The 17,684-nt window shown below is 42.6% G+C and carries 24 protein-coding genes; 18 read left to right on the plus strand and 6 right to left on the minus strand.

Annotated features, from left to right (window positions below; all coding sequences use genetic code 11):
* The first annotated feature begins 116 nt into the window (after positions 1 to 116).
* The 6 genes from nadB to yunB all read left to right on the plus strand — a co-directional run bounded on the left by nadB (position 117) and on the right by yunB (position 6,374).
* Positions 117 to 1,640, plus strand: a complete 1,524-nt coding sequence (gene nadB, locus B9Y89_RS08780; RefSeq protein ID WP_176222163.1) for an L-aspartate oxidase — start codon at positions 117 to 119, stop codon at positions 1,638 to 1,640.
* A 5-nt stretch (positions 1,641 to 1,645) separates the two neighbouring features.
* Positions 1,646 to 2,476: a carboxylating nicotinate-nucleotide diphosphorylase gene (gene nadC / locus B9Y89_RS08785; protein WP_085524681.1), complete on the plus strand. Its 831-nt coding sequence runs from the start codon at positions 1,646 to 1,648 to the stop codon at positions 2,474 to 2,476.
* 14 nt (positions 2,477 to 2,490) lie between these two features.
* Complete coding sequence (gene nadA, locus B9Y89_RS08790) at positions 2,491 to 3,588, plus strand: quinolinate synthase NadA (RefSeq protein WP_085522868.1); 1,098 nt, start codon at positions 2,491 to 2,493, stop codon at positions 3,586 to 3,588.
* A 134-nt stretch (positions 3,589 to 3,722) separates the two neighbouring features.
* Positions 3,723 to 5,093, plus strand: a complete 1,371-nt coding sequence (locus B9Y89_RS08795) for a bifunctional metallophosphatase/5'-nucleotidase (RefSeq protein ID WP_085522869.1) — start codon at positions 3,723 to 3,725, stop codon at positions 5,091 to 5,093.
* Positions 5,094 to 5,153: 60 nt separating this feature from the next.
* Positions 5,154 to 5,456, plus strand: coding sequence for a YunC family protein (locus B9Y89_RS08800; protein ID WP_085522870.1), 303 nt, complete (start codon positions 5,154 to 5,156; stop codon positions 5,454 to 5,456).
* Positions 5,457 to 5,525: 69 nt separating this feature from the next.
* Complete coding sequence (gene yunB, locus B9Y89_RS08805) at positions 5,526 to 6,374, plus strand: sporulation protein YunB (protein ID WP_085522871.1); 849 nt, start codon at positions 5,526 to 5,528, stop codon at positions 6,372 to 6,374.
* A 220-nt stretch (positions 6,375 to 6,594) separates the two neighbouring features.
* Here the strand turns inward: yunB and B9Y89_RS08810 are convergent, their stop codons facing one another.
* Positions 6,595 to 7,581: a M23 family metallopeptidase gene (locus B9Y89_RS08810; RefSeq protein ID WP_085522872.1), complete on the minus strand. Its 987-nt coding sequence runs from the start codon at positions 7,579 to 7,581 to the stop codon at positions 6,595 to 6,597.
* A 72-nt stretch (positions 7,582 to 7,653) separates the two neighbouring features.
* A complete protein-coding gene (locus B9Y89_RS08815) occupies positions 7,654 to 8,406 on the minus strand; it encodes a YhcN/YlaJ family sporulation lipoprotein (RefSeq protein ID WP_085522873.1) in 753 nt (250 codons plus the stop codon).
* Between the two features lie 104 nt (positions 8,407 to 8,510).
* Between B9Y89_RS08815 and B9Y89_RS08820 the strand changes: the two genes are divergently transcribed.
* Positions 8,511 to 8,801 carry a YutD family protein gene (locus tag B9Y89_RS08820; protein WP_085522874.1) on the plus strand — a complete coding sequence of 97 codons (291 nt, stop codon included), beginning with the start codon at positions 8,511 to 8,513 and terminating at the stop codon, positions 8,799 to 8,801.
* 15 nt (positions 8,802 to 8,816) lie between these two features.
* Here the strand turns inward: B9Y89_RS08820 and B9Y89_RS08825 are convergent, their stop codons facing one another.
* A complete protein-coding gene (locus tag B9Y89_RS08825; protein WP_085522875.1) occupies positions 8,817 to 9,116 on the minus strand; it encodes a cytosolic protein in 300 nt (99 codons plus the stop codon).
* A 156-nt stretch (positions 9,117 to 9,272) separates the two neighbouring features.
* On the opposite strand from B9Y89_RS08825, the gene B9Y89_RS08830 reads away from it, so the two are divergent.
* Positions 9,273 to 9,743, plus strand: coding sequence for a DUF86 domain-containing protein (locus B9Y89_RS08830; RefSeq protein ID WP_085522876.1), 471 nt, complete (start codon positions 9,273 to 9,275; stop codon positions 9,741 to 9,743).
* Entirely contained in the window at positions 9,740 to 10,504 is a 765-nt protein-coding gene (locus B9Y89_RS08835; protein WP_085522877.1) for a TIGR01457 family HAD-type hydrolase, read from the plus strand. The genes B9Y89_RS08830 and B9Y89_RS08835 overlap by 4 nt, the downstream gene beginning before the upstream one ends.
* A 2-nt stretch (positions 10,505 to 10,506) precedes the next feature.
* On the opposite strand, the gene B9Y89_RS08840 is transcribed toward B9Y89_RS08835, so the two are convergent.
* Entirely contained in the window at positions 10,507 to 10,989 is a 483-nt protein-coding gene (locus B9Y89_RS08840; RefSeq protein WP_085522878.1) for a phosphatidylglycerophosphatase A family protein, read from the minus strand.
* Positions 10,990 to 11,191: 202 nt separating this feature from the next.
* On the opposite strand from B9Y89_RS08840, the gene B9Y89_RS08845 reads away from it, so the two are divergent.
* Complete coding sequence (locus tag B9Y89_RS08845; protein ID WP_085522879.1) at positions 11,192 to 12,190, plus strand: protein kinase family protein; 999 nt, start codon at positions 11,192 to 11,194, stop codon at positions 12,188 to 12,190.
* A 64-nt stretch (positions 12,191 to 12,254) separates the two neighbouring features.
* Positions 12,255 to 13,223: a 2-hydroxyacid dehydrogenase gene (locus B9Y89_RS08850; protein WP_085522880.1), complete on the plus strand. Its 969-nt coding sequence runs from the start codon at positions 12,255 to 12,257 to the stop codon at positions 13,221 to 13,223.
* A gap of 61 nt (positions 13,224 to 13,284) precedes the next feature.
* On the opposite strand, the gene B9Y89_RS08855 is transcribed toward B9Y89_RS08850, so the two are convergent.
* Positions 13,285 to 13,506 carry a NifU family protein gene (locus B9Y89_RS08855; protein ID WP_085522881.1) on the minus strand — a complete coding sequence of 74 codons (222 nt, stop codon included), beginning with the start codon at positions 13,504 to 13,506 and terminating at the stop codon, positions 13,285 to 13,287.
* Between the two features lie 161 nt (positions 13,507 to 13,667).
* Between B9Y89_RS08855 and B9Y89_RS08860 the strand changes: the two genes are divergently transcribed.
* Together B9Y89_RS08860 and B9Y89_RS18795 are read left to right on the plus strand one after the other, a co-directional pair.
* Positions 13,668 to 14,000, plus strand: a complete 333-nt coding sequence (locus B9Y89_RS08860) for a YuzD family protein (RefSeq protein ID WP_254901227.1) — start codon at positions 13,668 to 13,670, stop codon at positions 13,998 to 14,000.
* Between the two features lie 71 nt (positions 14,001 to 14,071).
* Positions 14,072 to 14,257 carry a hypothetical protein gene (locus tag B9Y89_RS18795; protein ID WP_139822777.1) on the plus strand — a complete coding sequence of 62 codons (186 nt, stop codon included), beginning with the start codon at positions 14,072 to 14,074 and terminating at the stop codon, positions 14,255 to 14,257.
* Between the two features lie 61 nt (positions 14,258 to 14,318).
* Here B9Y89_RS18795 and B9Y89_RS08865 read toward each other — a convergent pair whose 3' ends face one another.
* Positions 14,319 to 15,386, minus strand: a complete 1,068-nt coding sequence (locus B9Y89_RS08865) for an NAD(P)/FAD-dependent oxidoreductase (protein WP_085522883.1) — start codon at positions 15,384 to 15,386, stop codon at positions 14,319 to 14,321.
* A 170-nt stretch (positions 15,387 to 15,556) separates the two neighbouring features.
* Between B9Y89_RS08865 and B9Y89_RS08870 the strand changes: the two genes are divergently transcribed.
* The 5 genes from B9Y89_RS08870 (at position 15,557) to B9Y89_RS08890 (ending at position 17,671) form a co-directional block, all read left to right on the plus strand.
* Positions 15,557 to 15,799 carry a YuzB family protein gene (locus B9Y89_RS08870; protein ID WP_085522884.1) on the plus strand — a complete coding sequence of 81 codons (243 nt, stop codon included), beginning with the start codon at positions 15,557 to 15,559 and terminating at the stop codon, positions 15,797 to 15,799.
* Positions 15,800 to 15,860: 61 nt separating this feature from the next.
* Positions 15,861 to 16,091: a hypothetical protein gene (locus tag B9Y89_RS08875; protein ID WP_085522885.1), complete on the plus strand. Its 231-nt coding sequence runs from the start codon at positions 15,861 to 15,863 to the stop codon at positions 16,089 to 16,091.
* 22 nt (positions 16,092 to 16,113) lie between these two features.
* Positions 16,114 to 16,977: a diaminopimelate epimerase gene (gene dapF, locus B9Y89_RS08880; protein ID WP_085522886.1), complete on the plus strand. Its 864-nt coding sequence runs from the start codon at positions 16,114 to 16,116 to the stop codon at positions 16,975 to 16,977.
* A 77-nt stretch (positions 16,978 to 17,054) separates the two neighbouring features.
* Complete coding sequence (locus tag B9Y89_RS08885) at positions 17,055 to 17,411, plus strand: HesB/IscA family protein (protein ID WP_085522887.1); 357 nt, start codon at positions 17,055 to 17,057, stop codon at positions 17,409 to 17,411.
* A 77-nt stretch (positions 17,412 to 17,488) separates the two neighbouring features.
* Positions 17,489 to 17,671, plus strand: a complete 183-nt coding sequence (locus B9Y89_RS08890) for a hypothetical protein (RefSeq protein ID WP_085522888.1) — start codon at positions 17,489 to 17,491, stop codon at positions 17,669 to 17,671.
* The last annotated feature ends 13 nt before the right edge of the window (positions 17,672 to 17,684 follow it).

The following is a 17,684-nucleotide window of genomic DNA, read 5'->3' on the forward strand; positions in this document are numbered from 1 at the left end:
TTGTCAAAACACAAATTAAATGTAAAGATATATGTAAAGACATGTGTAAATAAATTAAAATGATAAATAACGGAGGGGATGTCTATGCCTTTACTCATGGTGTTGGAGTATTGCTTATGAATCAGTATGAATCCGATGTTCTTATTGTTGGCAGCGGTTTGGCGGCATTAATGGTTGCCTATGAGTGCTCGTCGGATTGTCATGTGACAATCATCACAAAGTCCTCTTGGCAAGACACCAATTCCTATAAAGCTCAAGGTGGCATTGCTGTCAGGCAGGGTCAGGACGATGACACATTTTTAACTGACACATTAAGTGCGGGTCACCATCAGAATAATGCAACGAACGTCAATATATTAGTGTCTGAAAGTGAAGCTGCCATTAAGACCTTGAACGATCTAGGCGTGCCATTTGACGATCAACCGGATGGCACTTTGCATTGCACAAAGGAGGGTGGTCATTCCCGGCGGCGGATATTACATGCAGGGGGTGACGCGACGGGTAAGCATATTGTTACTGCGTTTAAAAAGGTTTTGGATCAGTCTAAGAATGTGGATATATTTGAATACATGACAGCCACCGAGTTAATGGTCAAAAACGGTTTGTGTCATGGGTTGGTGGCGAAAACTGAACAGCAAACTTTGGCCGCGTTTCAAGCAAAGCATACAATTCTGGCGACCGGTGGCATTGGCGGATTATACCATACGACATCTAATTCACAGTCACTCATTGGTGATGGTATTGCGATCGCTCACCAGGCTGGTGCACGTGTGAGTGGTATGGAGTTCATTCAATTTCATCCCACAATGCTAGCGGCTGGCGGTCAGGCCAAAGCGCTAATTTCTGAGGCCGTTCGCGGCGAAGGGGGCATCCTGGTCAACCAAAAAGGTCAAAAAGTTATGGCAGGTGTCCATCCACAGCGTGACTTAGCGCCTCGGGACATTGTTGCCCGTACGTTATATAGGGCTATCCAAAAGGGTGATCAGATTGCTTTGGACATATCTTGTGTAAAATCGTTTCACCGCCGGTTCCCAAACATCGCGCAAATCTGTGAGGCAAAGGGGATCGACTTAGCCCAAGAGAGAATTCCCGTTTCGCCAGGTGCTCACTTTCTGATGGGCGGGATTGTAACCGATGCTTACGGCAGGACGGATATCAAGGGATTATATGCTGTGGGGGAAACAGCGAATACAGGTGTTCATGGTGTTAACCGGTTAGCGAGCAACTCCTTATTGGAAGCTTGTGTATTTGCTCGTCGCTTAGCCCACATGATAATCCGGCGTCCGGTCAGTACAAGAGAAAAAATTAACGTTGATGATGAGAGGTCAATCAACTTAGACAGCCATCCGTTAACAACAGCCCATGATATTCGCACACTTATGGAAGGTTCAGCAGGGATGATAAGAACCGAGCAAAGATTGGTGTCAGCGTTACGTCAACTCGAGCGATGGTTAGGCCCTTTTCATGATGTGAAAAGGACGAGGCTGTCTCTCCAGCAACTGAAGATTGCTAACATGTTGTATGTATCCAGGTTAATTGTGTCGGCGGCCCTGCAGCGAAAGGAAAGCTTGGGAGCGCACTATCGGGGGGACAGCACTCATATTTATGATAAAACAAGCCTAGTGGGAGGAAGAAGATGAGCCAAATGAACAAAGGGGCCATTCAGGAACATTTAAAAACTTTTTTTAACGAGGATATTGGTCGCGGTGATCTGTCCACAGGCTCTTTATTTAATCACAAAAAGCTTGCAGTTGGAACGCTTGTGGCCAAGACTGATGGCGTCATCGCTGGAATTGATGTATTTCTTGAAGGACTCAAATGGAAGAATGATCATGCTCGATTTTACCTCCATGCCGATGATGGGGATAAGGTCAAACAAGGTGATGTTATCATGCAAGTTGAATCGCCGGTGACCCTTTTATTAGAAAGAGAACGTGTTTTGTTAAATTTAATTCAGAGAATGAGCGGGATTGCAACCGCAACGAAGCGAGCTACTGAGGCATTGAAAAGCTCACAGACACGGATTTGTGATACACGGAAAACAGCACCAGGATTGCGCATGTTTGATAAGTGGGCGGTTCGTTGTGGCGGTGGCTTCAATCATCGTTATGGGCTATATGACGGTGTCATGCTGAAAGACAATCACATTAAACAAGCGGGGAGTATTCGAAAAGCCGTCGAGACAGTCAGAAGAAACATAGGACATATGACAAAGATTGAGGTGGAGACGGAACGATGTGAACAAGTTCTTGAGGCTGTTGAAGCCGGAGCTGATGTTATTATGTTTGATAATCGCTCACCCGAAGAAATCGAATCATTTGTCAAGTTAGTTCCAAAACACATTATGACTGAAGCGTCTGGTGGTATTTCTGAACAGGCTTTGTCTCAATATGCTAAGACAGGTGTGGATGTGATTTCATTAGGTTATTTGACGCATTCCGTTAAAGCTCTTGATATCAGTTTTAATTTACTGTAAAGGTAGGGGAATCTATGAGTATATTAGATCAAGTCAATGAGCACACATTACCGCAAAAATATCAGAATATGAATGACACTGAACTCGCCAACCTTGTTACGTTAAGGAAACACCAATTGGGGGATCGTATTTATATTCCCGGTCATCATTATCAAAAGGATGAGGTGATTCAATTTGCGAATGATACCGGCGATTCATTGCAATTAGCCAGGAAGGCAGCTCAAAATACACAAGCTGAATTTATTGTTTTTTGCGGTGTTCATTTTATGGCGGAAACGGCAGATATACTAACAGCGGATCATCAGACAGTGATTTTGCCCGATTTGAGAGCCGGATGTTCCATGGCTGATATGGCGAATATTCATCAGTTAAATCAAGCTTGGACGGTGTTCTCAGATGTCTTTGGTGACGCAATAACGCCATTGACCTATATCAATTCGACGGCAGCTATTAAGTCATTCTGTGGACAAAGAGGTGGTGCAACGTTAACATCTTCGAATGCGAAAGCTATGTTACAGTGGGCATTGGACCAAAACGAAAAAGTTTTATTTTTACCCGATCAACATCTTGGGCGAAATACGGCTGTCGAACTTGGGATTCAACTAGATGAAATGGTAGTTTGGGATCCAATCCAACATTGTTTTGAAGGTGAAGTGGATGCTGAGCGGACAAAAGTGATTCTATGGAAAGGTCATTGTTCGGTTCACGAGAAGTTTACAACTGCTCAAATCCATGCTATGAAACAACAGGACCCTCACATTCAAGTGATCGTTCATCCGGAATGTCCATATGAAGTCGTCCGGCAAGCTGACATTTCTGGTTCAACTAAGACAATTATCGAAACCATTGATCAGGCGCCAGCGGGGTCCAGCTGGGCAATTGGCACGGAAATGAATCTTGTTAATCGCTTAATGAAGCGTCATCCTGATAAAACCATTCGATCGCTTAATCCGTATATGTGCCCTTGTCTAACTATGAATCGTATTGATCTACAGCATTTTGCTTGGGCGTTGGATAGTATTGCCGGTGGTGAGCCCGTGAATGTCATTCAAGTTGATCAAGAGACAGCCATATATGCAAAGCAAGCCTTAGACCGTATGTTGAAAAGATGAGCTGATCCTGAGCTCATCTTTTTTTATAGGAAAGTCTTTTGCAAACTTGATGCTTGAATGATATGTAGGGAACAATGATAATAGAATTAGAGGACCCGAGCTTGTGGTGATATAAACTAGGAGGCAGCACACCTTTGATTCCATTACATATTTATCATACCAACGATTTACACAGTCATTTTGACTATTGGCCGAACATTGTCCACTTTTTAAAGCAAAAACGGTTAAACGATCAAGAAAAAGGTGAGCATTCGCTAACATTGGAACTTGGTGACCACATGGATCGTTTCCATTCACTGACTGAGGGAACAATGGGTGTCGGCAATGTGGAGTTGATGAATCAGGCCGGTTATGATTATGCAACGATCGGTAACAATGAAGGGGTCACATTTACAAAAGGCGGATTAGAAACGGCATATGATGTGAAGCAGTTCGATATTTTATTATCCAATTTATTTACTGTCGATGGTGGGCGTCCTGAATGGAGCCGCCCCTATGTCATTCATCAACTTGAAAATAATATTTCCATTGGTATTACAGCAGTGACGGCACCGTTCTATCCCTTTTATAGCCGGTTAGGCTGGGATGTGCGTGATCCATGGGAGACTCTTCCTTCTATCTTGGATAAATTAAAAGAACAAACGGATATCGTTATCGTCATGTCACATGTTGGATTGTTTTTTGATGAAGCTTTAGCTCAAGCGCGGGATGATATTGATGTGATTGTCGGCGCTCATACCCACCATTTATTGAAAGATGGCCATAATGTCAATCAAACTTTGATTGTGCAAAATGGCAAACATGGTCAATATGCTGGGGAGATTAACTTATTAATTGATCCGGAAGCCAAGCGTATCGTACAAAAAAAGGCGATGACTTACAATATGAAACAGTGGCCAGAAGATCCTGAAACCGTTCAACTATTAACGTCGCTTCAGGAGAAGGCAGATAAACGACTTGAACAACCTGCTATGTCGTTATCTGAAACATTGGAAACGAATTGGTTTCGGCCCAGTCCACTCCCGGAATTATTGGCCACGGCTTTGCGGGAATGGTGTCATGCTGATCTCAGTATGATCAATGCTGGCGTTATTCTAGATCACCTTGAGGCGGGTCCGGTGAATCAAGCTGATATTCATCGCATTTGTCCGCATCCCATTAATCCGGTTCGTGTAGAAGTCAAAGGTCTAGATCTCGTTGAAGCGATTGAGACGGGTCTAAAAACTGAATTTCAGCATCTAGAACTCAAGGGGTTAGGCTTCCGTGGTAAAATGCTCGGCTGCCTTATATTTGATCAATTAACGTATCAAATGGAAGGTGAACGCCCCGTTAATATTTACGTTAAGGATCAACCGATTGATCCTGACGCCACTTACATCTTAGCGACAGCGGATATGTTCGCTTTTAGTCAAAAGCTTATGCCGCCAGTAAATCGAGCACAATCCATCGATTTTTATTTGCCGGAGATGTTGCGTGATCTGCTCATGTGGCAATTAAAAAAATGAGGTGAATGGGCACATTTTATCATGGCTTCCATAAACTAATGATGGAAGGAGTGGTTTGGGATGGTCGAACTAAAACCGTTGATGATTGATGATACACCATTTACAGCTGTGAGTGTTCAACTCCCGAAAACCCAGTTAATGGCTGTCTATAACGATATTGGTTACATCATGTGTGGAGCCCTAGACGTGGGCTTGTTCAATGAAAAACTGGCCGATCGCAAAATCGTTGCCGGTCGCGCTGTAGGCGTCCGTACGATTGATCAGTTGTTAGACGCTCCATTAGAGTCAGTTACTCATGAAGCTGAAAAATATGGTATTCAGGAAGGAACAATTGGCAGAGAGGCATTATTGTTAATGAAATAAAAATGATCAAGAAACATGAGTTAATCCTCCCTCGATGAGCATATACATGCCTGTGAGGGGGGTTCCTTTATGTTCAAACCGCGCGGACGGGTAAAAAAAATCCGCAAACCCATGCGATTACGCCATATTTTTTTGATTGCCATCATATGTTTTATGTTATTTACAGTTGGAGGGTTATGGCTTGCAAACCAGGGCGTTCAACCGGTCCTTGAGAAAATCTCCAAAACAAGAGCTCATCAAATCGCATCTTATGCTCTAAATGTTGGTGTTGGCAAACGAGATTTGGAATATATAGATGAAAATATGAATCAAGACCCTAATCCCTTGGAAGGCAGTCATGATAACCTTATTATCAGACATGAAGACAATGAAGGCGATGTAACGGACATTACTTTTAATAGTTCGGTTATTGCGAAATTATTAGCTGAAACAACCCAACATGTACAAACATTTCTGCGACTTATTGAGGATGGTCAGTATGATATCACACAAATGTACACGGATTCCAATGTCACATTTAAAAAATCTAAAAATAACCAGGAAGGCATTGTTGAAGAAATTCCGCTTGGTGCTGTGACCAATAATGCGTTACTTGCCAACCTTGGACCGCAAATTCCGATTAGATTTGATTTAATTGGTGATGTGCAAACCAATATTACCCATGATATCCAAACAGCCGGATACAACATGGTATATTTACAATTATTTGTAAAGGTTAACGTCAGTGTCCGATTTGTCTTACCGTTTGCTACGAAGAGAATCACCGAGACAACCGAAGTTCCTGTTGCTCAGAAATTCTTCCCAGGCGATGTTCCTTTATATTTGGGTGGCGATAACGCTAAAGGTGTAACTCCAACGTTGCCATTAAATAAAATGAAAAAACAAATGGAAAATCTTAATAAGGGAGGCACCGACTAAAAGTACACATTTGAACAACGTCGATGCCAGGTACGTAGACTTGAGCCGAAGATTCCACTTGGTAAGCGATTTTCTTTACCAAGTTAGTTGTGGCCGTGCCCGCAGAAAGGGAAAGATTTTGACGAAGCGAAGACAGGAATCACTATTTTTAACAAATAATCCGAACTGATTAATAAACAAGTTCGGATTATTCTGTGACTCATATGCTTTTATCTCAGTCTCATTTTTCTTGTTTGGCTTGTTGTTGCCATTGGCGTAAGTAAGGATAAGGATCGAAGGAGTAATCGGTTTTGCCATTATAACGGTACATTCCGTAGTGAAGATGCGGTGGAAATTTTCCTTGCGTTCCTTCAGGTCCATATCCAGAACTGCCGACATAGCCAATAACTTGTCCAGGTTTGACAACGGATCCCTTTTTGATACCGTCAGCATAACCCTTTAGGTGAGCAAAGTAGTGATAATTATTTTGTGTATCACGAATGCCCACACGCCAACCGCCAAAACGATTCCAACCAATAAGCTCTATGGTGCCATAGGAAGTGGCTTTAACGGGTGTGCCGTAATCGGCAAAGATGTCCGTACCTTCGTGAATTCGTAATCCACCGTAACCGCGGCGTGCCCCCCATGTCGAATCATAATCAAAATTGTATTTAAGAGGAATCGGGAAGTCATGATTAGATAATTGAATGGTATTGAATGTTTGATATACCTTTGCTATCTGGGTAATGATATCGACCGCTTTTCCACTTTGATAATATTTCCATAAGGCAATTTTTATGTTATCCCGGTTAGGACCATAGTTATTAAGATAAACAGCCATGCTGTATAGAACATCCTCAGGGTTATCAGGATCGGCTTTGCCGTCACCATTGCCATCTTGTCCAAAACCGTCCATTAAATTAATGAGCTTGGCATCAGTTTTTTTGTGATTAGGGTTAGTTAACCCGAACCACTTGATGTCAGGTATTAGAATCCCAGATAAACCATTAGGATCGGGGAGTTCTTTTTGCGCGGACCGAATATTTCGTTCATATTGATCAATGGCTGCGAGATAGTACCAAGGGATGTTACTGACAGCAGCTGTTTTAAGATATAAACTTTTTCTTTTCTCTTTTTGGCTCGCGGTATTGTCCTCTTTGGCCAGTCCTAGATGAGCAGGGTACATCAAAGACAAGGCGAATACAAAGATTAAAGTCATCTGTTTCATGCGGGTGGATCATCCTCCTTTCACCCTAAAGTGTAAAAGGGAGCCAGACAGAGATTGTCCAGCTCGTGATAATTACTTAGCGCTTTCAGAATTATCCTTAGAGAATTCTGGTTTATCTTCAATATCATGTTGCGTATTATTGCCTTCCTTCTTTCGTTCGGTTTCATCCATTCCTGAATTAGATGCGGGATTCTTGGTCAAATTCTCACGCATCTCTTTACCAGGTGTGTTATTTTTCATCACTTTCCCTTGTGGCTGTGATTTCATTTCGCTTATCATATCGTTTAACCAGTTGCCAACATTTTCTCTTGTACTATTTAAGTCTTTGAACCGGGAAATTCTTTCTTGGGCATCCCCTGCATCAGAGATATAGATCTTATAATAATTAGGAACGACAGAAAGAGCACTTGTTTTAACTTGAGTCGCTGCCTCTTGTTCGTCATCATTGGTTGTTTTGTAACCAATTAAGACATATTGATCGGTCACAAGTGTTGCAACATCATGAATTTCAGGCATCGATAATTCCACACGGGTAATCATATCAGCGAGACTTTTTTTGTCCAGTTTCGGAATATTGTCTGAATCAAGTGCGTTCGTTTCGCCTTCATTACGGGCATAGTGAACATAACCAAAATCACCGTTGTCGATTTCCTGTTGGCTTTGCTGTTGTAATTGCTCTGGTGTATTGTAGGTAACATCCCGAGTTGGATCTTGGTCTTGTTTTTCATTGACACTCTCACGGACCTGTCCGTTGTTCAAATTTTGGCAGCCGCTCATGATCAATGTCATGACGATCAAACTCGCGATGAGTTTTCCTAGCTTCATGTGTATCAACCTCCTATCCGTTAGAATGACCTGAATCGATATTTTTTTTCTTAGCAATTGTTGGTTGTTCAATTTTTTGGTAAGATATTGGTGGAGGTTGACCTATGTTACATAATGAAACGGCCATTACCGTCGACAATATCGAATATGAACTGATCGAAAATGAACGGGATGCTTGGGATGAAGACACGTTTTTGTCCCGGCATAGCGATATTTTAAATAAATATGATTACATTGTTGGTGATTGGGCTCATGAACAGCTCAGGTTAAAAGGATTCTACAATGACGCTAATAAAAAGGCGGCCTTTGATAATAAAATAAGCACCTTAAATGACTATATTCTGGAATTTTGTAATTTCGGCTGTGCTTATTTCGTTCTTAAACGGCTCAACTAATGAAAATGCCCCTGATTATTCAGGGGCATAATCATCATAGGGACGTTGTGTTTCCTTATCAGGATCATCATTCGGTTGGTGAGCCTGAGGAAATTGGCGTGGTATGTCTTGGTGCATATTCTTGTATTCGTAGTTAAACGCCCCGTGGTAACGCTGACCTTCCTCCCATGGCTTGCTGCGGTTATAGACAGGTTGTCCTTTGCTGTCATAACCATCAGAACCAAATGACCCTTCTGGAAATTCTTCCTTCGTCAAAAAGTTCCGTTGTGCTTCAACGTTGGAGAAATCAGAATACTGATTGTTGTTGTCATCCAAGATTCATCACCACCCTTATAGCTAGCTTAACCGGGTGAGGGACGTTCTATGTTTTTTATACTTAAAGAAAGTAAGTGCAACTAAGGTTTTCGCCATTAAGGCTTGGCGATAAGCCAAGTTTTCTTTAAATCATGATAAAAAAGCGAGTGACGAGATATGTATTTTGTTGACCGGGAAACAATTGAAGAAAAAGCCGCCTATATAGAACAGCATTTAATGATTTTGAATCAATATCAAGACTGGTCAGGAAAACTGGAACAATTAGCGCTTGAGCGGATGGCACATACTTTGATCGAAGCCGTTATTGATATCGGCAACCAAATGATTGATGGTTTTATTATGCGTGATCCTGGGAGTTATGGGGATATCATCGATATTTTGACAGATGAACAGGTGATTGATGGGGACAGTCAAGACGCTTTAAAACGTTTATTAACATGGCGGAAATCATTGGTTCAAGCCTATCAAAACATAAATGGACAAGAATTAGCGGCAGCTATGTATGATGTCAAACCATTTGTAGAGCGTTTTCCTCAGCAAGTTCGCCGCTATCTTGAAAAAGAATTAGGACCGATTTCGGCGTTTATGCCAAAGTCGCATCAACATGAAAGTGAGGAGCAGCAATGAAACCCTATAAAGCTTATTTGATTGATCTTGACGGAACGGTTTATAAAGGGACGGAACCCATTAATGAAGCGATAGATTTTGTAAAGACATTACATGAACGTGGTGAAACGTATTTATTTGTAACGAACAATGCAACGCGAACTAAAGAACAAGTCAGTGAAAAATTGGTGAACATGGGGGCCCCGGCTACACCTGACCAAGTGTTGACAACGAGTATGGCTGCAGCGCAGTATATTCAGACACGGACACCAGGAGCTTCTGTCTATTTTATCGGCGAAGCCGGTTTGGAAACGGCATTAATAGATGCGGGGCTATCGTTTGAGGAAGATGTGCCTGATTACGTTGTTATTGGGCTTGACCGGCATGTCAATTATGAGAAGTTAGCGAAAGCAAGTTTGGCCGTTAGAAATGGGGCGACCTTTATATCAACGAACCCTGATGAAGTCATATTAACTGAACGAGGATTTTTACCGGGGAATGGTGCGATCACGTCTGTTGTTTCGTCAGCAACGCATACGGATCCGATCTTTATAGGTAAACCAGAAGCAATCATCGTTGAGCAAGCCTTGGAGAAACTAGGGGTGGCCAAGAATGAAGCGATTATGATCGGCGATAACTATCACACAGATATTCTTGCGGGAATCAATGCCGGTGTCGATACATTGATGCTTCATACGGGTGTCACCACCCGCGAAGAACTCACCAATGTCGAGGAACAACCGTCTTATGTTATGGATTCCTTAAGTGAATGGCTGTTCTGAACTTAATCTTCTTGTTGTCCATGAGCTAACCGGCTGGATGCTGCGGCAGCAATTGCTCCAACGATATCATCTAAGAAGGTATGACATTCTCCTGTTGATTTGTCATTGAGTTTTTTTAATATGCCTGGTTTTAATTTATCTATATAGCCATAATTAGTAAATCCTATGGACCCATATACGTTGACGATTGAGAAGGCGATAATTTCATCAACACCGTACAATCCTTCGTCACGTTTTAGCATGTCTTGTAAGGGTTCTTCAAGACCGCCTTGTTCAGTGAGGCGGTCGATTTGTATGCCTGTTAAAATGGCATTGCCGACTTCCCGTTTGGCTAGCACCGCTTCTACATTCTCCAAGCATGTTTCATACGTTAGACCGTCATGATAGTCTTTCTGCAGAAAATAAACCAATTCTGCTAAATCATTGTTGGTCACACCGCGTTCATTGAGCCACTTTGTTGCCGTCTCATGAACGATATCTCCCATTTATTATCCCTCCAATGCTTAATTTGTCCACTATAATACACGAAGTTAAAGATAAAATCATCCTATTAGACCATTTTTTTCACATGGGATAGATTATGATTGAGATGAAGGATTTATGCATGAAGGATGTGGCCGAAACATCATGACGACTCCCTGTCTGACATACATTGATCATAGGATGTTTTGACGGGAGGAGAGTCCTATGATTCAGGAGGAATTGATGAAGCATTTTGGTCTATCAGGTCAAGTACGTCCAGTGAAGGGCGGTGCCTGGATTCACACCGGTGATCAGTCGTTTTATTTGCTCCCGGTGGGTGCGCTGTATCATGAAGATGTTCGGGAACTATCTCAACTAACTGACGCTTTAGCTGAATGGATGCCTGAGGTCGCACGTGTGCGATTAACTTTGACGGGTGAGCCGACAGCTGAGATTCATGGGCATGATAGTGTTCTTTTGGCCTATCCCAATAAGGCGAATTTTCGGACGGACTCACTTACAACCGGAGGGCGGCTGGGAAGACTTCATCAGCTCAGCAGGCAGTATTCCTTTAATAAGAATAACCGAACATCATATTTGCAGTGGTCAGATCTATGGACAGATCGGATCGAACAACTAGAAATGAATGTTCAGTCTGTAGAAGAGACAAGGCGCGCCGATCGCCGCGGGTTCGAACAACATTTAATAGATGTGTTTCCCTATATTCAAGGATTAGCCGACAATGCGATTCAATATGCCTTTGATACGCAAACAGATCAGTTTATTAAAGTGCCACCAGCTATCACTCATTATCGATTTTATGAAGGATTATGGGAAGATGATGAAGCTACTGTGCTTTCACCCACGCATTGGTTAGTTGATCATCCGGCGAGGGATGTGGCGGAATGGATTCGAGCCCATGCCTGGGAATATGGTGATACGGAAGACATTAAACAGTTCATTTATGATTATCAAAAGGAGATGCCGATAGATGAAACGTTCCATGAGATGGTCTTTGCTCGATTGTTATTTCCGCTACCCATGATAGAGATCGCGGAATCCTTTTTTGAACAGGACTATCGTGATCCGGACGATCACCGTATCATACAACAATGGCGTCGAAATAAAGACCGATGTCGACAATATGAAGCCTACTTAAAATGGTATGCGGAACTCTATTTAAATGGCCGAGTGCCTCACTGGCTACAAAAGGTTGAAGACTGAATTTTTGTGAAGATATGAACGATTTGTTATTCTTATAGAAAAATGAGCAAAGGATGTTGAAAGAATGGGGAAGCCTAATGTTTATGTGACACGCCAGTTACCAGAGGATATTATTGGACCATTGCGGGAAACGGCTCATGTCCGGATGTGGGATAAAGAATATGAACCGGTTCCCCGGGATGTATTGCTTGAAGAATCCCGGAAAGCAGATGGTCTTTTAACCATGTTATCAGATGCTATTGATGAGGCATTATTAACTCAAAGTCCCCATTTAAAAGTGGTAGTCAATTTGGCGGTCGGCTATGACAATATTGATGTGGATGCTGCCCAAAAGAGGGAGATCATGACTTGTCATACCCCGGATGTGTTGACGGAAACAACGGCTGATCTGGCCTTTTCGTTGCTAATGGCTACGGCAAGAAGGATTCCGGAAGCGGTCGATTATGTCAGGAATGATCAATGGAAGAATTGGGGGCCATTCTTAATGGCTGGTCAAGACATTCATCACCGGAATCTAGGAATTGTCGGCATGGGCCGTATCGGTGAAGCGGTAGCCAAGCGTGCACGCGGGTTTGATATGAATGTTCTTTATTATAATCGCAGCCGTAAACCCGAGGCTGAAGACCGTTATCAAGCGAGCTATTGTTCGTTTTATGAACTATTAAAACAATCGGATTATGTTCTATGTCTTACGCCGCTTACTCCGGAGACGAAGCATTTATTCAATGCGGAAGCTTTCCAGTTGATGAAAAACGAGGCGTTTTTTATTAATGTGTCACGTGGTGCTGTAGTTGATGAAACGGCGTTAATTCATGCGCTTCGGAATCAGGACATCGCGGGTGCAGGGCTCGATGTTTTTGCAGATGAACCCATTAACGCAAGCCACCCATTATTGGCCTTTAATCAAGTTGTCGCTTTACCCCATATAGGCAGTGCCAGCGTGGATACACGGAGGGAAATGGTTGCCTTGGCACGTGACAATTTACAGGCTGTTTTACAAGGAAAGGCACCACTCACGCCAATTGCAAAATGAACTCATATGGCCATAAAAAAAACCACTGGTTGACGTCAACCAGTGGTTTAGCATATCTTATTTAGAAAACCTGTTCTAGTTCTCTAACTCCAGGAACCTCTTCAAGTAAAGCTCGTTCAATACCGGCCTTTAACGTAATGGTTGAACTTGGGCAGCTACCGCAAGCTCCCATTAGACGAACGCGAACAACGCCTTCGTCAACATTAACCAATTCAACGTCACCACCATCACGCAAGAGAAATGGGCGAAGTTTTTCTAAAACATCTTCGACTTGTTCATGCATGTGTTAATAGCCCCTTTCGTATAATCTTAAGATATCCGTTTATTCCGCTATAAATGAGTCTGTGTATGTCTACATCTTAAACGCTTATTTTTTTATTTCCTTAAGTATTATTGTAAAATAGATATAGGTTTTAGGCAAGTTTTTTGATGGGGGAATGTCCTGTGCCACAGACATCTTTAGTATTAACGGTTTATGGAGCTGATAAGCCGTGTCCGAGTTGCTTGCATGCACCATCTTCTAAGGAAACGATGGAGTGGGTGGAAGCGGCTGTACTTCGTAAATTTGCCGGTTCCGATATAGCGGTTCGTTATGTTGATATTAATCATTCGGAGATGACAACTGAAGAGGATCAGCATTTTTCCGAGCACATTCAAGCTGAAAACTACTTCTACCCGCTGGTGGTTATTAATGGGCAAGTCGTTGGTGAAGGTAATCCAAAACTAAAGCAGATTTTTCAGGCCATTGAAGCTTGTGGCTATAGCCCTGCTATGTAAGGAAACGGCTGGGACAAAAGTATATTCGTCACAGGATCATCCGAACTTGTTTATTAATCAGTTCGGATGATTTGTTTAAAATAGTGATTCCTGTCATCGCTTCGTCGCAGTCCAAAGAAGCATATTCTAAGGCGTTCGTGCTCCTGCATCTTCAAGCCTATTCAGAGAAGCAAGATGCTTCGTCGCAGTCCAAAGAAGCATATTCTAAGGCGTTCGTGCTGTTCCCGCAGGCGTCTACGTATTTTGACGACGCTTAGAACTGGCTTTCATATCTTATTTTTTGAGTATCCTGTCTTAGATTTGTTTCAGCCTCGTGGATTATCCATTATGATAACGATATAGCCAAAGAACGCCTGATTTCAGTAATCGGGCGACACGTCCGGTAAGGGGAGTATTCCCCATAAATAAGCCGAATCCTTTCTTCTTGCCAAGCGATCCGAGGGTACCGCGTGACTTAATTTCGGAGAGATCCGGTAAAGGTTCGTTATTCCACCGGCTTTGCAGTACTTTAATGATTTGATCCCCTTGGGCCTCAGCCAACTGGGCACTTGGGGCATGATCCGAACTGGCGCAATCGCCGATGACAAAGACATTATCTGCTTCTGGTATGAAATGGTGGTCACTGAGTATGATTCGTTGGGCATGGTCTTTTTCCACATCAAGGTTGCGGACAAGGTGATGGGGCTGGATACCAGCTGTCCAAACGATAGTATCAGTGTGAACGGGTTCATCTTTGTTATAAAGGATACCTGGTTCTACTTTAGTAATATTAGCCCGGTTAACTACTTGAACGCCGTGTTCTGAAAACCAGTCGTGGACGTATTCACTGACCTTTTCCGGAAAGGTTGAGAGAATTCGATCCCCTCTGTCAAATAAACGAATGGTTAAATCGGGACGACTTTCATGGAGTTCACTGGCAACTTCAATCCCGCTAAGTCCCGCTCCGACAATGGATACTGTTCCGTTTTTATGAATATTTTGCAGATTCTGAGCCGTTTCTCTTACACTGTTAATAGATTGTATACCCAAAGTATGGGTATCTGCACCAGGGATATTATGAAATTTGTCCTCACTGCCAAGACCAATGATTAATGTGTCATAACTTTCATATCGATCATTGTTAATTTCAACTTGTTGATCTTGAAGGTTAATGTCGGTAATATGACCATTGATCACTTTTAAGCGCGGATGTTCGGGAAAGGTTACACGGACATCTTGGTCACTTGTGGTTCCAGCGGCCAGTGCATAATATTCCGTTTTCATGCAGTGATACGGTTCGCGATCAATCAAGGTGATCTCAAGTTCTTCCGGTAATGTCATATCTGTTAAATGGTTTAAAATTCTCATTCCGCCGTATCCGCCGCCAAGGATTAACAGCTTTTCCATCCATAACAAGTCCTTTCTCTATTTAAATATGTCTCTGCCATTTAAAAGTATATCGAAGTGAGTCTGGGTTCACAAGACGGATTAAGTAACAAAAGCACTCTAAATTTTAAACGGTTGACGCTGGGTCATTATGACGATAGGATATAAGGGAAGATGAAGAGGTGAGCCCAATGTTACCAACACCTATTATCGAATTTTGTATGAGTAATCTTGCCAGCGGCTCGCAAAAAGCAATGGAGGTTCTAGCCAAGGACCCTAATTTGGATGTCGTCGACTACATGTGCCTTGGGCATTGCGGGCTTTGCTATGAAGGACCTTATGCGCTTGTTAACGGCGAATTCGTTAGCGGTGAATCGGCTGAAAAATTGGTAGACAATATATATCAATACCTTGAAGACAATCCAATGTTTTAATAGATCAAACACCGCCGGGCAAGCGGTGTTTTATTACTATCCAAAGAAGGAGGATAAAGTCATGTACCAATTTTCGCATACATGGCCTTACGAACGGATGGGCAATGATTATTATTTCAATGAATGCCCTTTCTGTGGTGAATCTTCTGTTTTGATAAATATTAAGCAGGAGCAAATTGAGTATGCACGGGAAGGCGTGAAAACGCATGTTGTGATGCCTTGTTGTCACGAACGCATGGATATTGAACAGATAGATGATGATTACTTTTGGGCTGATCGTCCATTGAGATAGCAAAATAAGGAGCGAACCCGAGATGGATATTCCTTTTAGTAAAATGCATGGTTTAGGAAATTGCTATATCTATATAGATACGTTAAGTCATTCGATGGATTGGCCAGACTTTCCTGAGTTGTCCCGGCGTGTTTCGGACAGTCATACGGGAATGGGTTCGGACGGGCTTATTGTGATCGGTCAACCTGAACATCCTGAGGCTGATATTCAAATGCGGATTTTCAACAAGGATGGATCTGAAGCGAAAAACTGTGGTAATGGTTTACGATGTGTTGCTAAATATGCCTATGAACGTCATTTACTTGATCAAAGAACTTTTGTTATTGAAACACTGGGTGGACTTGTAGAAGCTTCCGTACATGTTGATGACAATCGATCTGTCGGTCAGGTGACGATTAATATGGGCCATCCTCAATTAGAAAGACGCGATATCCCGATGTCCGGTGACAATGTTCCACACGTGATTGGTGAGGCTTTTGTCCTGAATCAGCAAGTATGGCCGTTAACAGCTGTGTCGATGGGAAATCCGCATGCTATTTTTTTTGTGGATGACATTCAGAAAGCCCCCGTCGAACTGATGGGGCGTTTACTCGCTGATGGTCATGAACGTTTTCCTGAAGGGGTTAACGTTGGCTTTGTTGAGAAAAATGCAAACCATGAACTGAATTATGTGGTTTGGGAACGCGGATCGGGACGGACCCAAGCTTGTGGGACAGGAGCCTGTGCAGCAACGGTGGCGGCTGTGCTGAACAAGCATGTCAGTCGGGGGCAACCAGTGACCGTCCATCTTGAAGGTGGTGACCTGTCAATAGAGTGGGCTGAAAACAAAGACGTTCTCATGACTGGTGCAGCAGAGTGGATTTGTGATGGGCGCTTCCATTATTAAGCTGTTTCCTTGTATTGATTTTGTTAAAGGTGTTATATTGTTCTTATAGACGCCTGTGATCTAAGGAGGTCAAAAATATGTTGACGATTACGGAAGCGGCGAATAGCCGAGTCAAGGAAATGATGGCCGAAGAAGAAGGCGAAGGGTTGTTTTTACGCGTTGCTGTCAAAGGTGGCGGCTGTACAGGTCTTTCATACGGAATGGGCTTTGATAGTGAACTCAATGATAGTGATACTCAATTTGAAGATAATGGGGTTAGAGTTGTTATTGATAAGGAAAGCGAACCGCTGTTACGTGATGTAACCATTGATTTTAAGCAAAATATGATGGGCGGCGGCTTTACCATCGATAACCCGAACGCCATCGCGACATGCGGCTGCGGCCAATCCTTTAAAACAGCGACGAATGCGGGTACACCTGATCCGAATTGTTAAATTGAATAGATAAGACCGAGACCTTTACAGGCAGAATAGCGTCCTGTAAAGGTCTTTTTGTTAGGGAAGGGTGCCCATTGGAAAGCAGTGTCATTTCCCAACCTTTTGCTGATGGTGCGATTTACATACTTTTAAATTCTGCGAGACACAATATTCACAAAAACATGATTGGTGTTGAAAAAGCATATACAAAACTCTATTATAGTCTTTGGATTAAAAGTGATGAAGTACGTGAAATAAATCACAATATGAACTTATAATGTATAACAAAAA

This window comes from Tuberibacillus sp. Marseille-P3662 (assembly GCF_900178005.1).
In the GTDB taxonomy this organism is placed as follows: Bacteria; Bacillota; Bacilli; order Bacillales; family Sporolactobacillaceae; genus Marseille-P3662.